Source organism: Lysobacter sp. M15, from assembly GCF_022662515.1.
GTDB lineage: Bacteria > Pseudomonadota > Gammaproteobacteria > Xanthomonadales > Xanthomonadaceae > JAKPBU01.
Window position 1 is genome coordinate 21,000 of sequence record NZ_JAKPBV010000001.1, and the last position, 18,815, is coordinate 39,814.

Annotated in this window: 19 protein-coding genes; 10 read left to right on the top strand and 9 right to left on the bottom strand. The window is 68.0% G+C overall.

From position 1 onward, the window contains the following. Positions 1-39: 39 nt before the first annotated feature. The 4 genes from MC380_RS00090 to MC380_RS00105 all read right to left on the bottom strand — a co-directional run bounded on the left by MC380_RS00090 (position 40) and on the right by MC380_RS00105 (position 4,340). On the bottom strand, positions 40-1,005 hold the full coding sequence (locus tag MC380_RS00090) for a ribokinase (protein WP_242162338.1): 966 nt from the start codon (positions 1,003-1,005) through the stop codon (positions 40-42). Positions 1,006-1,009: 4 nt separating this feature from the next. Beyond that, positions 1,010-2,308: a nucleoside transporter C-terminal domain-containing protein gene (locus tag MC380_RS00095; protein WP_242101303.1), complete on the bottom strand. Its 1,299-nt coding sequence runs from the start codon at positions 2,306-2,308 to the stop codon at positions 1,010-1,012. Between the two features lie 197 nt (positions 2,309-2,505). Beyond that, positions 2,506-3,645 carry a GGDEF domain-containing protein gene (locus tag MC380_RS00100; RefSeq protein WP_242162340.1) on the bottom strand — a complete coding sequence of 380 codons (1,140 nt, stop codon included), beginning with the start codon at positions 3,643-3,645 and terminating at the stop codon, positions 2,506-2,508. A gap of 101 nt (positions 3,646-3,746) precedes the next feature. Beyond that, a complete protein-coding gene (locus MC380_RS00105; protein ID WP_242101301.1) occupies positions 3,747-4,340 on the bottom strand; it encodes a TMEM165/GDT1 family protein in 594 nt (197 codons plus the stop codon). 312 nt (positions 4,341-4,652) lie between these two features. Between MC380_RS00105 and MC380_RS00110 the strand changes: the two genes are divergently transcribed. The 3 genes from MC380_RS00110 (at position 4,653) to MC380_RS00120 (ending at position 8,301) form a co-directional block, all read left to right on the top strand. Continuing rightward, positions 4,653-4,850: a hemin uptake protein HemP gene (locus tag MC380_RS00110; protein WP_242101300.1), complete on the top strand. Its 198-nt coding sequence runs from the start codon at positions 4,653-4,655 to the stop codon at positions 4,848-4,850. Between the two features lie 107 nt (positions 4,851-4,957). Continuing rightward, a complete protein-coding gene (locus MC380_RS00115) occupies positions 4,958-7,258 on the top strand; it encodes a TonB-dependent hemoglobin/transferrin/lactoferrin family receptor (protein WP_242162341.1) in 2,301 nt (766 codons plus the stop codon). 77 nt (positions 7,259-7,335) lie between these two features. Further along, complete coding sequence (locus MC380_RS00120; protein WP_242162343.1) at positions 7,336-8,301, top strand: hypothetical protein; 966 nt, start codon at positions 7,336-7,338, stop codon at positions 8,299-8,301. Between the two features lie 36 nt (positions 8,302-8,337). Here the strand turns inward: MC380_RS00120 and MC380_RS00125 are convergent, their stop codons facing one another. Genes MC380_RS00125 through MC380_RS00135 form a run of 3 tightly spaced genes read right to left on the bottom strand, consistent with a single transcriptional unit; the run spans position 8,338 to position 11,163 of the window. Then, positions 8,338-9,636, bottom strand: coding sequence for a PDZ domain-containing protein (locus MC380_RS00125; RefSeq protein WP_242162345.1), 1,299 nt, complete (start codon positions 9,634-9,636; stop codon positions 8,338-8,340). A gap of 38 nt (positions 9,637-9,674) precedes the next feature. Then, on the bottom strand, positions 9,675-10,502 hold the full coding sequence (locus MC380_RS00130) for a hypothetical protein (protein WP_242101296.1): 828 nt from the start codon (positions 10,500-10,502) through the stop codon (positions 9,675-9,677). Then, the gene (locus MC380_RS00135) at positions 10,495-11,163 is read right to left on the bottom strand and encodes a sigma-70 family RNA polymerase sigma factor (RefSeq protein ID WP_242162347.1); all 669 of its coding nucleotides are present in this window, start codon (positions 11,161-11,163) and stop codon (positions 10,495-10,497) included. Before MC380_RS00135 ends, MC380_RS00130 begins: the two co-directional genes overlap by 8 nt. A gap of 150 nt (positions 11,164-11,313) precedes the next feature. On the opposite strand from MC380_RS00135, the gene MC380_RS00140 reads away from it, so the two are divergent. The 5 genes from MC380_RS00140 (at position 11,314) to gcvH (ending at position 15,019) form a co-directional block, all read left to right on the top strand. Then, positions 11,314-12,288, top strand: coding sequence for an SPFH domain-containing protein (locus MC380_RS00140; protein WP_242101294.1), 975 nt, complete (start codon positions 11,314-11,316; stop codon positions 12,286-12,288). A 3-nt stretch (positions 12,289-12,291) separates the two neighbouring features. Next, the gene (locus MC380_RS00145) at positions 12,292-12,723 is read left to right on the top strand and encodes an NfeD family protein (RefSeq protein WP_242101293.1); all 432 of its coding nucleotides are present in this window, start codon (positions 12,292-12,294) and stop codon (positions 12,721-12,723) included. Positions 12,724-12,734: 11 nt separating this feature from the next. Next, positions 12,735-13,265, top strand: coding sequence for a hypothetical protein (locus tag MC380_RS00150; RefSeq protein WP_242101292.1), 531 nt, complete (start codon positions 12,735-12,737; stop codon positions 13,263-13,265). A 148-nt stretch (positions 13,266-13,413) separates the two neighbouring features. Continuing rightward, entirely contained in the window at positions 13,414-14,544 is a 1,131-nt protein-coding gene (gene gcvT / locus MC380_RS00155) for a glycine cleavage system aminomethyltransferase GcvT (RefSeq protein WP_242162349.1), read from the top strand. Between the two features lie 79 nt (positions 14,545-14,623). Then, positions 14,624-15,019 carry a glycine cleavage system protein GcvH gene (gene gcvH / locus MC380_RS00160; protein WP_242101290.1) on the top strand — a complete coding sequence of 132 codons (396 nt, stop codon included), beginning with the start codon at positions 14,624-14,626 and terminating at the stop codon, positions 15,017-15,019. Here gcvH and MC380_RS00165 read toward each other — a convergent pair. Continuing rightward, on the bottom strand, positions 15,013-15,435 hold the full coding sequence (locus tag MC380_RS00165) for a hypothetical protein (RefSeq protein ID WP_242101289.1): 423 nt from the start codon (positions 15,433-15,435) through the stop codon (positions 15,013-15,015). The two genes, gcvH and MC380_RS00165, sit on opposite strands and share 7 nt — an antisense overlap. A 483-nt stretch (positions 15,436-15,918) precedes the next feature. Between MC380_RS00165 and MC380_RS00170 the strand changes: the two genes are divergently transcribed. Next, positions 15,919-16,317: a hypothetical protein gene (locus MC380_RS00170; protein ID WP_242102996.1), complete on the top strand. Its 399-nt coding sequence runs from the start codon at positions 15,919-15,921 to the stop codon at positions 16,315-16,317. Positions 16,318-16,601: 284 nt separating this feature from the next. On the opposite strand, the gene MC380_RS00175 is transcribed toward MC380_RS00170, so the two are convergent. Then, positions 16,602-17,987, bottom strand: coding sequence for a serine hydrolase domain-containing protein (locus MC380_RS00175; RefSeq protein ID WP_242162351.1), 1,386 nt, complete (start codon positions 17,985-17,987; stop codon positions 16,602-16,604). A 129-nt stretch (positions 17,988-18,116) separates the two neighbouring features. Between MC380_RS00175 and MC380_RS00180 the strand changes: the two genes are divergently transcribed. Continuing rightward, the gene (locus MC380_RS00180) at positions 18,117-18,713 is read left to right on the top strand and encodes a LemA family protein (RefSeq protein WP_242101287.1); all 597 of its coding nucleotides are present in this window, start codon (positions 18,117-18,119) and stop codon (positions 18,711-18,713) included. The last annotated feature ends 102 nt before the right edge of the window (positions 18,714-18,815 follow it).

The following is an 18,815-nucleotide window of genomic DNA, read 5'->3' on the forward strand; positions in this document are numbered from 1 at the left end:
TTGAACCGAGGCCGGACTCGGGTCGGAGCGCACGGTCCGTCAGCCAGGGAAGCGCGCCTCGACCTCGGCCCTGCGCGGCATGGCGGCCGCGGCGCCGTGCAATTCCGTCGACAGCGCGGCAAAACGCCCGGCGAAGCGCACGTGTTCGGCGAATGCCTGTGCGCGGGTCGCCCAGGAAGCCGCAAGCGCACCGTTGAAGGCATCGCCCGCACCCGTGGTGTCGACCGTCGCCACCCGTTCGGCCGGCACCCGGTACCAGGGCGCATCGTCGCCATGCGTGCGGTCTGGCGCGTGGGATACGAAACTGCCCGCCGCGCCCAGGGTCAGGACCACGCTGCCGGCGGGAAGCAACGCGCGGCACAGCGCGTGCAGCTGCGCGCCGGGCAGGCCTGCGACCGCGTCCGCCTGGAGCGGTTCGGACAGGTGGACGCGTGCGAGCGCGGCGAATTCGGTCTCGTTGGGCGTCAGCACGTCGGCCAGCGCCAGCAGCTGCGCATCGCAGGCGACGTTGGCCGGTGCGGGATTGAGTACCGTGGTCGCCCCGCCATCGCGCGCCGCGCGCAACGCGGCCAGCACCGTGGAAGCGGGAACTTCGAGCTGGGCGAGGACCACCGACGCGGACGCGAGCAACGTCGCGCTGTCGGCGATGAATGCCGGATCCAGGTCATCGTTCGCTCCCGGCCCGATGACGATGCTGTTGCGGCCCTGCGCATCGACATAGATCCCGGCGCTGCCGGTCGGCGCGTGGCTGCGGCGGTCGCGCAGGTCCAGCCCGTCGGCTTCGGCGAGAGAACGTGCCAGCTGTGCGCCGGCATCTTCGCCGAGCGCGCACAGGAATGAGGTGGGCGCGCCCGCGCGCTGCGCGGCGATGGCCTGGTTGAAGCCCTTGCCGCCCGGTCCGGTCGCGTACGCACCGCTCACGGTCTCGCCCGGCTGAGGCAGCGCCTGGCAGCGCCAGACATGGTCGACGTTGAACGAACCGACGACGACCACGCGCCCGCCCATGGCGTCAGGCCCCGAAGCGGCTCAGCACGCCGGCGATGGTGGCGGTCATGAACGTGGCGATCGATCCGCCCAGTACCGCCTTCAGCCCGAACTTGGCCAGATCGTGCCGGCGTTCGGGGGCGAGGCCGCCGATGCCGCCGATCTGGATCGCAATCGAGGAAAAGTTCGCGAACCCGCACAGCGCATACGCCGCGACCAGCCGCCCGTGCTCGCTCAGGGTCACGCCCGCCACCTTGCCCTGGATGATGTCGGACAGCTGCAGGTAGGCGATGAATTCGTTGAGCACGATCTTCTGTCCGATCAGCCCGCCGACCACCGTCGCATCCTGCCAGGGCACTCCGATCACCCAGGCCAGCGGCGCCAGCACGTAGCCCAGCAGGCTGCCCAGATCCGTTGGCCGGCCGAGCATCGCGGCGATGCCGGTGATATCTCCCAGCCAGATCAGCGGCGCGTTGATCAGTGCGATCAGTGCGGTGAAGGCGAGCAGCATGGCGCCGACGTTGAGCGCGAGCCTGAGCCCGTCGCTGGCCCCGCCCGCTGCGGCGTCGATCACGTTCGCGGTCGTCTTCTCGACTTCCATCTTGACCTGGCCGCGGGTCAGCGGTTCCTGGGTTTCCGGGACCAGGATCTTCGAGATCACTAGCGTCGCCGGCGCGGCCATGATCGATGCGGTCAGCAGATGCTTGGCGTAATACGCCTGCTGCACCGGGTCGGTGCCGCCGAGCATGCCCACGTAGGCGGCCAGCACGCCGCCCGCGATATGGGCCATGCCGCCGACCATGATCGTCAGCAGTTCCGACTGGGTCATGCGTCCGATATAGGGCCGGATGGTGAGCGGCGCCTCGGTCTGGCCGATAAAGATGCTGGCGCACACGCTGGTGGTTTCCGCGCCTGATACGCGCATCACCTTGGTGATCGCCCAGGCCATGCCACGCACGATCCACTGCATCACGCCCAGGTGGTAGAGGATGCCCATCAGGGCGGCGAAGAAGATGATCGTCGGCAGCACCTGGAAGGCGAAGATGAAGCCGAACTTCGCCGGCAATGACAGGTCGCCGAACACCAGCGCCGTGCCGACGCCGGTGAACTCGAGCAGCTTGACGAAGCCGCGCCCGAGCGCGTCGAAGACTTCGCGTCCGCCCGGCACCAGCAGCACCAGCGCGGCGAAGGCGACCTGCAGGGTGACCCCGACAATGACCAGCTTCCAGTCGACCGCACGCTTGTTGTTCGAGAACAACCAGGCGATGCCGAGCAGCACCGCCAATCCGAACAGGCCGAAGCCGATCCGTCCAAGAGCTTCCATCGATCCCCGCCTGCCGGTTCGTCGTAGTCCGGCGCAGGGTAGGGCACCCGTCCAAGGCGGGCAACCGCGCGCGACGCGCTTTCCGCCTCCGCTGCGCGGCTGGGGCTGCAGACGTGTGTGGGGAGCGGACGCCGCGCCTGCTCTTGACCTTCAGCCGGAAGCGGGCGCGACCGTCGCGGCCCAGTCCGCGCGCACGATCAGAGATCGCGCGCCAGCACCCGGTTGCGGCCGGCATGTTTGGCCCCCTGCAGGCGCCGGTCGGCGGTACCGAGCAGCGCTGCCGTGTCGCTGCCGTCCTGCGGCCAGCTGGCCAGACCGCCGCTGTAGGTCAGGGTAAAGCTGTCGTTGCCGCGTTCCACTGCGAACGGTTTGGTCGCCAGTTCGCGCCTGGTTCGCTCCACGCGCTCCCAGGCGCTGCCGATCGGGCAGCGCAGCACCAGCACGAACTCCTGGCCGCCCAGGCGCACCACGTGCTCGTCTTCCTGCAGCATGCCGCGCAGCAGCGCGGCGACGTGGCGAATGGCGCGATCGCCATCGAGATGCCCGGCGGCGTCGTTGACGCGGCGGAAGTTGTCGATGTCCAGCAGCGCCAGGGTCAACGATCCGCCGTCCCTGCGCAGCGATTCGTACAGGCCGGGCATGCGCTGCAGCAACCACGAGCGGTTGGGGAGCCCGGTGAGGCCATCGTTGCCGGAGAGCTCGATCAATCGCTGCATCCGGAACACGACGGCGCCGGTCAGCAGCGTCATCAGCAGCAGCAGGATCAGGCGCTGCAGTACGTTGGAAGCGGATGCGGTTCCGTAATCGATCGACATCAGCTGTTCGGGCGATTGCGCGCCCTGCAGCACGACCAGGGCCAGCAGGCCGAACTGGGCGATGGCCAGCCCGCCCACGTAGACGGTCAGGCGCCCGTCGTTGCGCAGCGCGGTCATCGCGACCGCGAGCAGGTAGAAGCCCCACACGACCATGCTGTTGAGGCCCGCAGCGCGGTCGCCGAAGGCCAGCAACACCAGCACCCCGGTGGTGACGGTCACATCGTAGGTGCCGGTGGCGTACGGCAACCAGCGGTACATGCGCCGCCGCCGTGCCAGCGCCAGCCAGATCTGGGCCGCGATGTTCACGACCACCGCTGCGCCGAGACCGATCAGCATCTCGCTGGTCTTGCCGCCGCTCAGGCCGTGTACCAGCGGCAGCAGCAGGATCAGGGCGGACATCAGCGCGCGTACGCGCGCCACCAGCAGCTCCCCATCCGCGCCGACCTGCAGCATCAACTCGTCCGGGCGTGCGAGCGCACGCGCATAGAGTTCGCGCAGCCATTGCATCGACAACCACCGCATCGGCTATCCCTGGTCGGGTCCGGGCGCAGTGTAGGGCCTGTCCGCGCCGGTGGCGCACGATCGCCGGCAACGTCCTCACTGACTCGACACCCGCGCGTGGCTCATCCCACCCCACGCAGTGCCACCCAGACTGCCAGGGCCGCAAACACCACAGCCGCCACCACTCTCGCAGTGCTCAGCGGCAGGCGATCCGCGAAACGGCTGCCCAGCAGGACCACCGGTACATTCGCCAACAGCATTCCTGCGGTGGTGCCGACGACCACCTCCCACAGCGGGCTGTATTTCGCGGCCAGCAACACCGTCGCGACCTGGGTCTTGTCGCCGATCTCGGCCACGAAGAAGGCCAATGTGGTGGCGATGAAGGCGCCGCGTGCGGGCAATGGCTGCTGCTCGTCGATCCGGTCGGGCATCAGCGTCCATAGCGCGATGGCCGCGAAGCTGCCCGCGACGATCCAGCGCAGCACGCCCGGTGTCAGCCAATCCGCGACCAGCGCGCCGAGCCATCCGGCCAGCGCATGGTTGAGCAGGGTGGCGACCAGGATGCCGGCGATGATGGGCCACGGGCGACGGAAGCGGGCAGCCAGCAGCAGCGCGAGCAGCTGGGTCTTGTCGCCGATCTCCGCCAGCGCGACGGCGCCGGCCGACACCAGGGCCGCGGCCAAGGGGAAGTCGCGTCCTGCCAACAGGTCGAGCATTGGGGATTCCGGGGCCGGACGAGCGGTGGACGCGAAAGCAAGGCGCTGCGTCGCCCGGCCCGGGTTGCGCAGTGCCTGCCTTCGGTCTTGCCCACGGCCGCTGTGCGGCCGTTCGCGCGCCATGGCCTGCCGGCCAAGTGTGTTGACGCGCCACCGGTGGATTCGGCGAATCCGCTTCGGGCTACTCCCCGGAGGAGGGGTGGCGGACATTATAGGGAGACGGCGGCATGGCCTGCGCCGATGGCTAGATGCGATTGACTTTCAAATGAGAATCAATATCATTTGATCCAGTCGACACCGGAGCCCGCCGCGATGCTGCATGTCCCGTCCAATTCATTCTCCGACGATCGCGTGGCCGTCCGGTCGAGCGTCGGATCAGCGGATGCCCGCGTTGCCGAAGTCGACAGTACCCGGCTCCTGCAAGGCCAGCGCGAACTGCTCATCCGTCATGGCGGCGAGTGCTACCGGCTGCGTCATACCCGCAACGACAAGCTGATCCTCACCAAGTAATCCGGCCCGGCCAATAGTCGGACCGCACCCTCTCTCCCGGCTGCCAGCCGTCCCGGTCGCACCGGAAGCCAGCCCGCCGAAAGCCTTCTTCTTTCGTCGAGTCTTCCATGCGTCCCACACTGCTCTGTGCCGCCCTGTCGCTGGCATTGACCGGGCTGCTGCCCGTGCATGCAGGATCGCCGGATCCGGATCCTGCGGATCCGGCGGATCCGGCGGATCCGTCCGATTCCACGGCCACCGAATTCGACCGCATCACGGTCACCGCAACGCGGACCGAGCGGGCGCTCGCCGACGTGCCCAATACCGTCGACATCATCAGTCGGGAGCGCATGGACGAGCTGCTCGTGCGCGATCTCAAGGATCTGTTCCGCCACGAACCGGGCATCAGTGTGGGCAGCAGCATCGGCCGCTTCGGCATCGGCGACATCCGCATTCGCGGCCTGGGCGGAAACCGGGTACGCATCCAGACCGATGGCATCGCCGTGCCCGATGCCTTCGCCATCGGCAGCTTCTCGAATGCCAGCCGCAACTTCGTCGACCTCGACACATTGAAGCGGGTCGAGGTGGTGCGCGGTCCGACCAGCTCGCTGTACGGCTCGGACGCGCTCGGCGGCGTGGTCTCGTTTCTGACCAAGGACCCTTCGGACTATCTGAAGGACGGCAAGGACGCCTACTTCGACTTCAAGCTCGGCTTCGAGAGCGACTGGAACGGCCTGTTCGGCGGCGCCACCGCGGCCCTCGGTGGCGAACGCTGGTCCGGTCTGGTGGCGGTGGGCCATCGCCAGGGCACCGAAACCGAGAACCAGGGCGAAGTCGGGAGCAGCGGCGCCGCGCGCACCCGACCCAATCCGCAGCAGCGCGACGGGCGCAGCCTGCTGTCGAAGCTGGTGTACACACCGGACCAAGGCCAGCGCTTCAAGCTGGTCGTCGAAGGCAACGAGGACGGCGCCGATACCGACCTGCTGACCCTGCGCGGGTTGCAGCCGATGACCGGCGCGAACAACCTGTCGGTGACCGCAGACGACCACCAGACGCGCGCCCGCGTAGCCGTGGTGCACGAAATGGACATGGTCGACGCCGGCTTCGCCGACAGCCTGGACTGGCAGGTCTATCGCCAGGACAGCGAGACCACCCAGGACACCAGCGAAGTGCGCGAGGTGCCCGCATCGCTGTTCTCGCCGGCGCTGCGCGACCGGCGCGACCGCCGCTTCAATTTCGATCAGCGCGTGTACGGGCTGCAGGCGAATTTCCGCAAGGCCTTCGAAGGCGCCGTGCGTCACGACCTGGCCTATGGCATCGATCTGTCGCGCACGCGCATACGGCAGAAGCGCGATGGCCTGCGCACCTTCCTCGACACCGGCGCGACCACGCCGGTGATGCTGCCGGACGCGTTTCCGGTGCGCGATTTCCCGATCAGCGAAACCAGCAATGCGGCGCTGTACCTGCAGGACGAAGTCGGGTTCGCAGGCGGCGCGTTCCGGCTGATCCCGGCGCTGCGCATCGATCACTACCAGCTGCAGCCCGAGGTCGACGCGATCTTCGCCGAGGACAATCCCGGTGTCGCGGTCGCGGAAATCAGCCAGACCAGCGTGTCGCCCAAGCTCGGCGCGGTCTGGCGCTTCGCGCCCGGCTGGTCGCTGTTCGCCGGCTATGCGCGCGGTTTCCGTGCGCCGCCGTACAACGACGTCAATATCGGCTTCACCAACGTGCAGTTCGGCTATACCGCGATCGCCAACCCCGACCTGCGTCCGGAAACCAGCGACGGGCTGGAAGCGGGGCTGCGCTACGGCAGCCGCGTCCTCTTTGCCGAACTGACCGGGTATTACAACCGATACGACGATTTCATCGAATCGATGGCCGTGGTCGGCTTCGATCCGGTGCGTCAGCTGCTTGTGTTCCAGTCGCGCAACGTCGCCGAAGCGACGATCTACGGCGCGGAGGCCAGGGCCGGTCTCGATCTGGGTGCGCTGTCGGGCGCGCTGCAGGGTTGGTCGCTGCGTGGCGCGGCGGCCTGGTCGCGTGGCGACAACGAGACCGAGGACGTGCCGCTGGATGGAGTCGAGCCGCCGACCGCCTCGCTGGGCATCGCCTTCCAGCGCGAAGCCTGGGGTGCGGAGCTGGCAGCGCGGTTCGTGGGTCGCCGCGATCGCCTGCCGTCGGCGTCCGATCCGCAACCGGGTGCGGAACCGGTGCGCGCGTTCGAAAGCCCGGGTTACGGCGTGCTCGACCTGTATGCGCATTGGCGCTTTGCGCCCGGTGTGCGCCTGGATGCCGGCCTGTTCAATCTTGGCGACCGCAAATACTTCTATGCCGGCGACGTGCCGCTGGTGGCTGCGGACAGCGTCCAGCTGGATCGCTACACCGCAGCGGGACGCAATCTCGCGCTCAGCGTCGCGGTGGAGTGGTGACGACAAATGATCAGCCTGGCATCGATCCCGCATCCAACGCCCACCCACCCCGGCTGTCATCCGGGCAGGAGAACCTCATGACTTCAGATAGGCGACGACCTGCGAGCGCATCGCGCATGCGCGGCGCCCTGCTCGCACTGGCTGGTGCGGCGATGCTTGGCGCCTGTGCGTCCGCTCCCCGTGCGACCGATGCGGCCGTCCTGCCAGCCACAGCTGAGACAGACGAATACGGTGTGCTGGTGATGGCGCACGGTGGCGGCGACACCTGGAACAGCGAAGTCACCCAGGCCCTGGCTCCGCTGCAGGCCGAGTTTCCGATGCGGATCGCTTTCGGCATGGCGGATGCGGCGAGTCTGCAGACGGGAGTCGATGCGCTGGAGCGGCAGGGCGTGAAGCGGATCGGCGTGGTGCGGTTGTTCATCAGCGGCGAGAGCTGGTACCAGCGCACCCGGCAGATCCTGGGCCTGGAGCCCGGCGCACCGCCGAAGCCGCAAGCGGACGATGCGGCGCATGCGCAGCACGGCGGACACAGCATGGCGTTGTGGCGGCTGGACAGCGACGCCAGTTTCGCTGTCAGCAGGGATGGTCTGGCCGACGCGCCCGAGATGGGCGCCGTGCTGGTGGAGCGTGCCCGCGCGCTCAGCCGCGAGCCCGGGCAGGAGGATGTGCTGGTGCTGGCGCATGGCCCGGAGGACGATGCCGAGAACGAGCGCTGGCTGGCGCGGATCGACGCGCGCGCCAATGCGGTGCGCGAAGCGCTGCCGTTCCGGCGCGTCCAGGTCATGACCTTGCGCGAGGACTGGCCTGACAAGCGCGCGGCGGCCACCGCCAGAATCCGCAGCTACGTGCAACGTGCGGCCAGCGAAGGCGGGCGCGCGATCGTGATTCCCTTCCGCGTGCAGGGTTTCGGCCCGTATGCCGAGGTGCTGCAGGGATTGGAGTACGTCGCCGACGGCCGGGGCCTGGTGCCCGACACCGAGGTCACCGCCTGGGTCAGACGCCAGGCGGAGACGTTGCGCGCCGGAGAATTCGCAGGAGAGTGACTGCCCACGACGCGCACCGCAGCGTATTCGCCAGCTTCAGTCCAGGACAGGAGGGGCTGGCGGCGGCGGCGGTGCGGGAGCCGGCGGCGGCGGTGGCGCATCGTCGCCTTCCAGCACCGTGGTCTTACCGTCGCGATCGACGAAGACCATGCGTCGCATTTCGACCTCGCGCCCGGCCATGGCTTCATCGTCGAGCAACACGATCCGGCGCTGCTGCATGGCCCGTGGTGCGTCGGGCGGTGGCGGTGCGGCGGGCGGCGCAGGCGGTATGGCCGATGTCGAGGGTGACGGTGGAGCGGCGGGCGGTGCGGGCGGCGCGGGAGGAGCAGGTGGCATGGGGATGCGGAACGGCGTGACCTTGGGCACCTTGACCTGCGCGGTGCCCGGCTTGCGGTCGCGCAGATAATCCACGCGCACGCTGCTGTCGGCGGGCCTGGCGCGCAGCGCGGCCATTGCCTCGCGCGGCGTTTCCACCTTCCTGCCATCGATCTTCTGCACCACGTCGCCGGCGCGCAGGCCTTGCAGTTCATCGCCGGCGCTCAGCACCAGCACGCCATCGTCGGTGCCGAAGTAACGGCCCAGCTCCGGATCGAGCGAGGACAGATTCAGCCCGCTCCAGCGGAAGGCCTCGGTCAGCACTGGGAAGTCGCAATCACCGTCCTTGTCCTTGCATTGGCCCAGCCGCAAGAGCTCCTTGTCGAGATGCGGCCCCTGCATCGACACCATGCGCATGGCGTCGTCCACGCCATTGCGAATCGCCTCGTGATCGATCTCGACGTCGAACTGCCCCATGGCCAGGTCCCTGGCATCTCCCTCTGGGAGCAACAGCATGCGGCTGCCAGGCCGCGGGGCGACGCTCACGCTGGCCTTGCCCGAGCCGCGCTGGTAGTCCAGCTTCACCTGCTTTCCGGACTCGAGGGCGCGCAGCAAGCTGCGTGCATTGTCGACGCGCAGTTCGGCATCGCTGCCGAGGATCTGCCTGCCGTCGATGGCCAACAGCCGATCGCCGCTCTTCAGCCCGGCTTCCGCAGCCGCGCTTTCGGGCGTCACGCCGGCGATGCGCACGCCGGCGGTCGCGTCCGGTGCCAGCAACACCCCCAGCACCGGCCTGCGCAGCAGATGGTGTTCGATATTCATCGGCTTGCCGTCGAGGCCGCGATACTTGCGCGCCAGTTCGCCGTAGCGCTTCGCCGCGCGGTCGAGTTCGGCGCGGGCGGCATCGAGTTCCTTCTGCTGCGCGGGTGTCGGGGCGGCGGATTGCGCGACGACGACGCCGGCAAGGGAGAGGCCGGCAAGCACCGCAAGGGCGAGGGCCTGGTAACGAAGGGATTTCATCAGATGTTCCTCGGAGGCTGCTGTGTGGTGGGGGCCGGTCAGTCGATGCTGACCAGCCTGGCGTCGTAGCGTTCGCCTTGCGCGGCGAGCAGGCGTTGGGTGGATTCGAAGGCGGTCAGCTGGCGCAGGGCGTCGACGCGCTCGCGCCACAATTGCGTGCGTCGATCCCGGGTGATCCCCGGCTGGACCAACTCCGCATCGATGCCCGCGACCTGTGCGTCGAAGTCGCTGGCCAGCGCCGCCGCGGTGCCGCTCGAGACGCGTTCGTCGCGCGCCAGACTCAGCAACGCCTCCAATTGCGCCGATTCGGCATACAGCCGCTCGAGTTCGTCCGTGGCGGCCGTCTGGGTCGCGCTGCCGGCACTGACCGCCGGCTGGCTGGTCGATGTCTCCGCGCTGTCCTGGGCGCTAGCGATCGCCGCCTCCGTACCGGTTGCGGATGTCGTGGTTTCGCTGGCGCGCGAGCCGGCGTCCACACGGCGTGCAGGACTCGTCGCTCCGGACTGCTGCGCGGGAACGGTCGCGGCACGCGACTCGACGGGAGTTGTGCGGATCGCCGCCTGGTCGCCGGTTGCGTCTGCAGATTCGCTCCGCACCACCGATGTCATGTGCCTGGGCGATGGCGCAACCTGCTGAGGACCGACAGACCGCTCCTGCCGCGACAGTTGCATGGGCAACAGTGCGATGACCGCCAGCGCCGCGGCGATGGCCGCCGTCCATGCCGGCCAGCGGGCCCGTTTCGGTCGCGGACGCGCGCGCTCGATGCGTTGCCAGCCGCCGGCATCGGGCGTTTCCAGCGGCAGCGCAGCGAAGGCCTCGCTCCAGCTGGCCGGCGGTGCGGGCGACGGACTGCGGTCATCAGGCATTGGCCACCTCGCGTTCCATGAGCTGTTGTGGATCGAGCAGGCCGCGCAGGCGGCGGGTGCCGCGCGCCAGCTGCGACTTGGAGAAACTCGGGGTCCTGTGCATCAGGGTCGCGATCTCCTCATGCGTGTGGCCTTCGGCGTGGTACAGCCACAGCACGCTGCGGGTGGTGGCGGGCAGCGCCGCCAGCGCCCTCTGCAGCAGCGCGGCGTCGGCAGCGGCCGGCGGCAGCGGGCCGTGGTCCTCGGCGAAATCGGCTTCATCGCCGGTGCACACCTCGGCCTCGAGCCGGCGCCCGCGGCGCAGCCGCATCAGCGCCTCGTTAATGGCGATCTTGCGCAGCCACGCCCAGAACGGGCTCTGCCCGCCGGCGCCCTCGCCCCGGAATTCCCCGATCCTGTCGATCACCTTGAGCATCGTGTCCTGCAAGACTTCGTGGGCTTCGTCCCGCCCGTTGCCGTGCCTGCCGCCGAGCATGCGCAGGGCCAGGGTGAACACCGGCCGCTCGAACCAGCGGTAGAGCTGCTCGAACGCGGCGCGGTCGCCCGCCCGCGCACGTGCGAGCAGGGTGGCCGGAACATCGATCGCGAAGCCTGTCCTGAGCGGAGCAGGCGCCGCAGGCGACGTCGAAGTCGAAGTCGAAGGGCTCGAGGTGGCGGGCATTCCTACCTCTGGATGTCGCAGGCGGGGAAAGGGTCGCAGCGGCGGTGTCATTTTTACGCCGCCGGCCGTGCGGGTTGCGCGACAACTCCGTTGGGGCCGACGGGCCCGCGCCCCCCTATACTCCGTTCATCGTCAGGGGAGGACACCAAGATGCCTGGAACACTGCTCGCCGCGGTCCTGCTGGTCGCCGGCATCGTCATCCTGTTCAAGACCGTGCGCATGGTGCCGCAGGGCTACGAGTGGACGGTGGAACGCTTCGGCAAGTACACCCACACCATGACCCCGGGACTGCACTTCCTGGTGCCGGTGGTCTACGGCGTGGGCCGCAAGATCAACATGATGGAGCAGGTGATGGACGTGCCGAGTCAGGACGTCATCACCAAGGACAACGCCGTGGTCAAGGTCGACGGCGTGGTCTATTTCCAGGTGCTCGACGCGGCCAAGGCCGCCTACGAGGTCGCACAGCTGGAGATCGCCACCCTCAACCTGGTGATGACCAACATCCGCACCGCGATCGGCTCGATGGACCTGGACGAATCGCTGTCCAAGCGAGACGAGATCAACGCCAAGGTGCTGGTGGCCGTCGACCAGGCGACCCATCCGTGGGGAATCAAGGTCAACCGCATCGAGCTCAAGGACATCCAGCCACCGCGCGACCTGGTCGACTCGATGGCGCGACAGATGAAGGCCGAGCGCGAGAAGCGCGCCAACATCCTCGAGGCCGAAGGCTTCCGCCAGGCGGCGATCCTCAAGGCCGAGGGCGAGAAGCAGTCGGTGATCCTGGAAGCCGAAGGCCAGCGCGAGGCCGCGTTCCGCGAAGCCGAGGCGCGCGAACGACTGGCCGAAGCCGAAGCCAAGGCGACCCAGATGGTTTCGGATGCGATCTCGGCCGGCAACGTGCAGGCGATCAACTACTTCGTGGCGCAGAAATACATAGAAGCGTTCAAGGCCCTGGCCGAGGCGCCGAACCAGAAGTTCGTGATGATGCCGATGGAATCCGCCGGCGTGATCGGCTCGCTCGGCGGCATCGCCGAGCTGGCGAAGGAAGCGCTGGAGCGGCAGTCGGGCGGCGGCCGGGTGCTGGCGACCACGCCGACCAGTCCATCCAAGAGCGGGGGAGCCTGAGCCATGCGCTGGGACGTGTTCGCCTGGGCTGCGATCGCGCTGCTGCTGTTCGCAGCCGAAGCGCTCGCCCCGGGCGCGTTCATGCTGTGGCTGGGGTTCGCCGCGGTCGCGGTGTTCCTGGCGGTGCTGCTGGTGCCGGGGATTCCGGTGCTGGCGCAGGCGGCGGCCTTCATCGTGCTCAGCTTCATCTCCATCCAGGTGTACCGGAAATGGTTTCGCGGACGCGAGCGCCAGAGCGACCAGCCGGCGCTCAATCGCCGTACCGCGGCCCTGGTCGGACGCGTGGTGCGGCTCGACCATGGGATCGTGCAGGGCCGGGGACGGGTGCAGATCGCCGATGCGTTCTGGGATGTGAGCGGCCCGGAGCTGCCCGCCGGTACGCCGGTGCGCATTACCGGGGCAGAGGGCATGACGCTGCTGGTGGAACCGGCCTGAGGACAATGAAGATGCGCACGATCACGGCAGGGGTACTGGTTTGCGCAGTGGTGGGCGCGGTGCCGATGGCGCAGGCGCAATCGGCCGCGGAGTGGCGTGACGTGGTGGTGCCACCGTATCCCAGTGGGGTGCACGAACTGGGCGGAAGCTGCATCGGCCAGGGCACTTCCGGCGATGCGATGTGTGCGGTCTCGGTCGCCGTGCTCAAGGACGAGCAGAGCGGCACGCGGACCGTCGTCGCAATGCGCCGGCTCCATCACTTCGACGGCAGCGCGGTCGGCGGCGACAGGCCGCTGGGGCTGGTGACCGACGCGCTCGAGCCCGAGGCGCTGGACGATGCGCGCAACGACGTGTCGATCGGGTTGTGCCAGAGCGACGCGCAGCCGGACAGCCGCATCGTGGCGGTCATCCGCCCGGACGTGGACACCGAGTGGTACACCCGCTTCGACGGTGTGTGGCGGCTGGACGAGAGCGGCCGCTTCCAGCCGATTGCCCCCACCGGCGTGCGTTGCCTCAACGAGGGCTACGGCTACGACGGTTGAGGGTGCGCAGCGGACGACCGGAAGCAGCACTCGACTTCGTCCCTTGAACGCACCGCCGCGGCGCGTGCCGGGCGTTGGGTGTCCATGACGAGCGGGGAATTGCGCGGCGCGGGATAATGGCCGCTTTCCGCACGCACAGGCCGTCCCGATGACCCAGAAGACCGTCCTCAACGAAGCCCACCGCGCACTCGGCGCCCGCATGGTCGACTTCGGCGGTTGGGACATGCCCCTGCATTACGGCTCGCAGGTCGAGGAGCATCACCAGGTCCGGCGCGACGCGGGCATGTTCGACGTCAGCCACATGACCGTGGTCGACCTGGAAGGGCCACGTACCCGCGAGTTCCTGCGCAGCCTGGTGGCGAACTCGGTCGACAAGCTGGTCAAGCCCGGCAAGGCGCTCTACACCTGCATGCTCAATGCCCAGGGCGGGGTGATCGACGACCTGATCGTCTATTTCCTCGAGCAGGGCGGACGGCACGGCGACAAGTTCCGCCTGATCGTGAACGCGGCCACCCGCGACAAGGACCTGGCATGGATCGAGGCGCAGGCGAGGGCCTTCGATGTCAACGTTACCGAGCGCAGCGAGCTGGCGATGATCGCGGTGCAGGGTCCGAACGCGCGTGAGCGCGTGCTTGGCCTGCTCGATGCGGCAGGCGCCAAGGCCGCCGGCAAGCTCACCCGGTTTTCGGCGGCGGAAGCCATGACCCGCGACGGCACGCCGCTGTTCGTCGCCCGCACCGGCTACACCGGCGAGGACGGCTTCGAGATCGTCGTCGCGCAGCCGCACGCGGTCGCGCTGTGGAATGGGCTGCTGCAGGCGGGGGTGAAGCCGGCCGGGCTGGGCGCGCGCGATACCTTGCGGCTCGAGGCGGGCATGAACCTGTACGGCCAGGACATGGACGAAACCGTATCGCCCTACGAAGCCGCGCTCGGCTGGACCGTGGCGCTGGATGGCGGCCCGGAATCCGGACCGCGCGCATTCATTGGCCGCGAAGCGCTCGAACGCCAGCACGCCGATGGCGCCCCGCGACAGATGGTCGGCCTGGTGATGGACGACAAGGGCGTGCTGCGCCATGGCCAGAAAGTGCTGACCGATGCGGGCGAAGGCGAGATCCTGTCCGGCACGTTTTCCCCGACCATCGGCAAGGCGATCGCCTTCGCGCGCATTCCCGCCGGCGCCACCGGCGATGTGCGGGTCGACATCCGCGGCCGCGAAGTGCCGGTGCGCCTGGTGAAGTTCCCGTTCGTCCGCGAGGGCAGGGTGCAGGACGGCGTTTGATCGCCATGCGCTTGATCCGTACCCGCCGCGCTTGGATACACTATCCACGCCTTCCCTGCCTGCACTTCCGGAGCCCACGATGAGCGATATTCCCGGCGATCTGAAATTCCTCAAATCCCACGAGTGGGCGCGCGTCGAAGGCGATGGCAAGGTCACAGTCGGCATCTCCGACCACGCACAGGGCCTGCTCGGCGACCTGGTCTACGTCGAACTGCCCAACGTCGGCGACCGGGTCGAAGCCGGCAACGCCTGCGCCGTGGTGGAGTCGGTGAAGGCGGCTTCAGACGTATACGCGCCGATCAGCGGAACGGTGGTGGAGGTCAACTCGGCGCTGGCCGACAAGCCCGAGACCATCAACGAGGACGCCTACGGCGATGGCTGGATCTTCGTGGTGGAGGCGGAAGAGCCCGACCAGCTCAACGAACTGCTCGGACCGGACGACTACGCCGAGCTGCTCGAGGACGACGATCACTGACGCCCCGCGTCGCTTGCTGCGAATTGCCGACCGGCCGCCACGTGCGGCCGGTTTTGTTTTGACGCCACCGCCGCGTCGGCGTGTTCTGGTCGAAGCCGCCAGGCTTCGTAGCCGTGCAGATCTGCCGATTGCGAGCCGGCGAAAACGCTCGCACGACGCGTCACAGCCGGGTTCGTGGCGTCTGCACACGACCCGAAATCCTGCGCAGTTCCGCGCAATCGGCGCTTGTGCGGCGCGAAAAACCCGGCCGGCTGCGGACCGGATTCAGGCACGTCGACGTCGCGCGATGGCGCGCCGTCGACGCAAGGTTGCCGTGCTTGCGCGGCGAGCGGTGTGCACGACGCGCGCGCATGCGTGTCGGAAAAACTGCTTAAAACAAGCCGTTTGCGTCGCGCATGTGCATGCGTGCGCGGCATGGCGCGGTGCGCACGCCCGACGCCGGCGCCGACGCGCACCGGGCTGGGGCCGGCAGACGCGCGTTCGGTACCGTAAAAATATTTGCGCCAAAGTGTTGACAGTGGAAAAAACCGTGATTAGGTTTCGCCCCATAAACGGGTAACCGCCTCAACGAGTGGGTTCGATCAAACAGACAGCGCACCGCATAACAACGTGCTCCGCCCGGATGGATTCAACGGTGGACTCAGGCGTCGTCTCCCTCGAAAAAGCGCGGCACACTCACGGACACCGGCCCGCATCGCCTGGCGATGCGGGCTTTTTCATGCGCCAGCACCGGCTCCCGAGCCGGGGTCGGCGCCATCAGAATCCGCCGGTCTCCAGGCCGGCGTACTGCATCCGCACCGACGCGCCTGGCGCGTTGGCGGTTGTCCGCGGGTCCGATACCCGCGGGGGTTTTCACTGGGCTGCTGTACCTGAAGTCCACTGACGAGGAGTGCCATCAAATGGCCATGAAGAAAGCTGCAAAGAAACGCCCCGCCGCCAAGAAGGCGGCGAAGAAGAAGGTCGCCAAGCGCAAGACGGCGGCCAAGAAGGTCGCAAAGAAGAAGGTCGCCAAGAAGAAGGTCGCCAAGAAGCGCGTAGCCAAGAAGGCCGTGCGTAAGGCAGCCAAGAAGCGTCCTGCCAAGAAGGCCGCCAAGAAGAAGGTCGCCAAGAAGAAGACTGCGAAGAAGGCAGCCAAGAAGCGTCCAGCCAAGAAGGCGGCGAAGAAGGCCGCCAAGAAGCGTCCGGCCAAGAAGGCGGCGAAGAAGGCTGCTAAAAAAAAAGTAGCTAAAAAGTCGGCAAAGCGGGCAAAGAAGGCGGCGCCAGTCGCCATGCCTTCGGCCCCCGCACCGATGATGTAACAACAAGAAAAACCCGATTAGCCGTATCAAGCTCCTTCTCCGCGTTGCCCAGGCGGAGAAGGAGTTTTTTTATGGGGCGCCGCGGCCTAGGCCGGGCGCGATGCCAACCCAGCGCGCCGCAGCGCGGCATGGGCACTTTCGCGCTGCCCTCGCGCTGCCGTCCCGATGGCTCGCGTGCCCGATCTCGGGCACACAACCCGCAACGAGCACTCATATCGACCCATCACAGGTCGCGCCGGGTCGTCGGCGAGGAAGCGCGACGCGCCAGCGGCAGCGCCAGCGATTTATTCGGGAGCGGCGGTGGCGGTCGAGCCGTCGATGCCGCTGGCCGGCGTCTGGCCGGCATACATCGTCTCGGGCCGATCGATCTGTTCGGGCAGGTCGAGATCCAGCCATGCCTGATAGGGCAGACCGATCGCACTGTCGAGGATAGTCGGCACCAGGCCCGAGGGCAGCGAGCTCTCGCTGTTCCACAGGATCGCGATTCCCAGGTCACGTCCTGGCAGCAGCGCCACCGCGCCGCGATAGCCCTGCACGGCGCCGCCATGGAACACCACGCGATGTCCCGCGTAGTCGTAGACGCGCCAGCCCAGGCCATAGCCTGCGCCATTGAGCCGTTCACGCCGCCAGGGCGAACCGCGCAGTTCGCCCGGCGTGGTCACCACCGGCGCATGCAGCGTGGCCAGCAGCGGCTGCGGCAGCACGTCGGGGCGATGGCCGGTCTGGGCCAGCAGCCACTGCGCCATGTCGCTGATGCTGGCGTTGACGCCGGCGGCGGGCGAGACGCGGTAGTACGTCGGCTTCGGCGCCAATGACGCCCATCCGCCGCGACCGCGCACATGCGGCCTGGCCCAGCGGGCGCTGGCCTGGATGCCTTCCAGTCCGACGCTTGCGTCGTTCATGCCCAGGGGCTTGAAGATGCGGCTGGCGACGGCCTCGTTGTAGAACTGCCCGCTGGAGGCATAGACGACATCGCCGATCAGGCTGAAGGCGACGTTCTGGTAGGCATAGCACTCGCCGGGCCGGCACTTCATCGGCGCGTTGGCGAAGCGCTGCACCACGTCGCGATAGTCGGCATAGCCTTCGATGTCGCGGTCGAACGCGTTGTGGGTCAGGCCCACCCTGTGGCTCAACACCTCGGCGACCGTCAGTTGCTGCGCCGCTGCCGGGTCGGCGAAGCGCAGGTTCGGCATGAAGTCGGCGACCTTGCTGTCCCAGCGCAATGCGCCTTCGGACACCAGCATGCCGGTGAGCGTGCCGGCGAAGGATTTGGACAGCGATGCCAGACGGAACACGGTATGGGCATCGACCGGCTCGGCGGCGCGGACGTCGGTGATGCCGTAACCGCGCGCGGACAAGATCTGTCCGTTCTGCACGATCGCTACCGCAAGGCCGGGGATCCGCTGGTTGGCGACCAGTGCCTGGGCCATGAGTTCAAAGCGGCGTACATCGAAGCCCACGCCCAGCGGCTGGACCTGAGCGGGTGGCGGGGCATAGGCGAGACCGTGGTCGACGACCGGCGCGCGCTGTGCGGTGTTGACGAAGGTGCGCGGTGGCACGGGCGTGCCCGCCGTGGTGCGCGCGGCCGAAGGCGATTGCCACTGCACCGGTGTCTGCGCAGCGGATCCCAGGGTCAGTGTCAGCAATGTGGCAAGAAGGGTCGGGCGCATCAGGCTGCGAAAACCGCGGTGTCGGCTTTCCATCGGTCATCCCCCTTCGTATGCTGCGGCTTCGTGCCGTCTCGTTGCCCGGATACTAAACCCAGTGATCCGGTCTTTGCATGAACAAGGGGAGGTTCCATGTCTAGTTTCTTGATCCTGCTCGCAATTGTGGTGGTAGTGGGCTTCCTGGTGGTGGGCGTCTACAACGGCCTGGTCCGGGCCCGGAATGCCTTCCGCAATGCCTTCGCCCAGATCGATGTGCAGCTGCAGCGCCGTTTCGACCTGATCCCGAACCTGGTGGAGACCGCCAAGGGCTACCTCTCCCATGAACGCGAGACCCTGGAAGCGGTGATCGCCGCCCGTGGCGCCGCGGTCTCCGGATTGGCAGCGGCCAAGGCCAACCCCGGCGATCCGGCGGCCATGGCCGAACTGGCCAACGCCCAGGGCGCGCTCAATGGGGCGCTCGGCCGACTGCTGGTGGTGGCCGAGGCCTACCCCGACCTCAAGGCCAACCAGAACATGATGCAGCTCACCGAGGAGCTGACCAGCACCGAGAACAAGGTCGCCTTCGCCCGCCAGGCCTACAACGATTCGGTCATGGCCTACAACAACAAGCGCGAAGTGTTCCCGTCCAGCGTGGTCGCCGGCATGTTCAACTTCGCACAGGCCGCGTTGCTGGAGATCCCGACCGACCAGCAGGCGGCGGTGCGCGCGGCGCCGAAGGTGGAGTTCTGAGAAGCCGGGATTTGGTAATCAGCATTCGGGATTCGCAGGACATTGCCCTGCATCCCGGGTGCCGTATTCCGAATGCCTGATCCCTGATCCCGAATCCCGCCC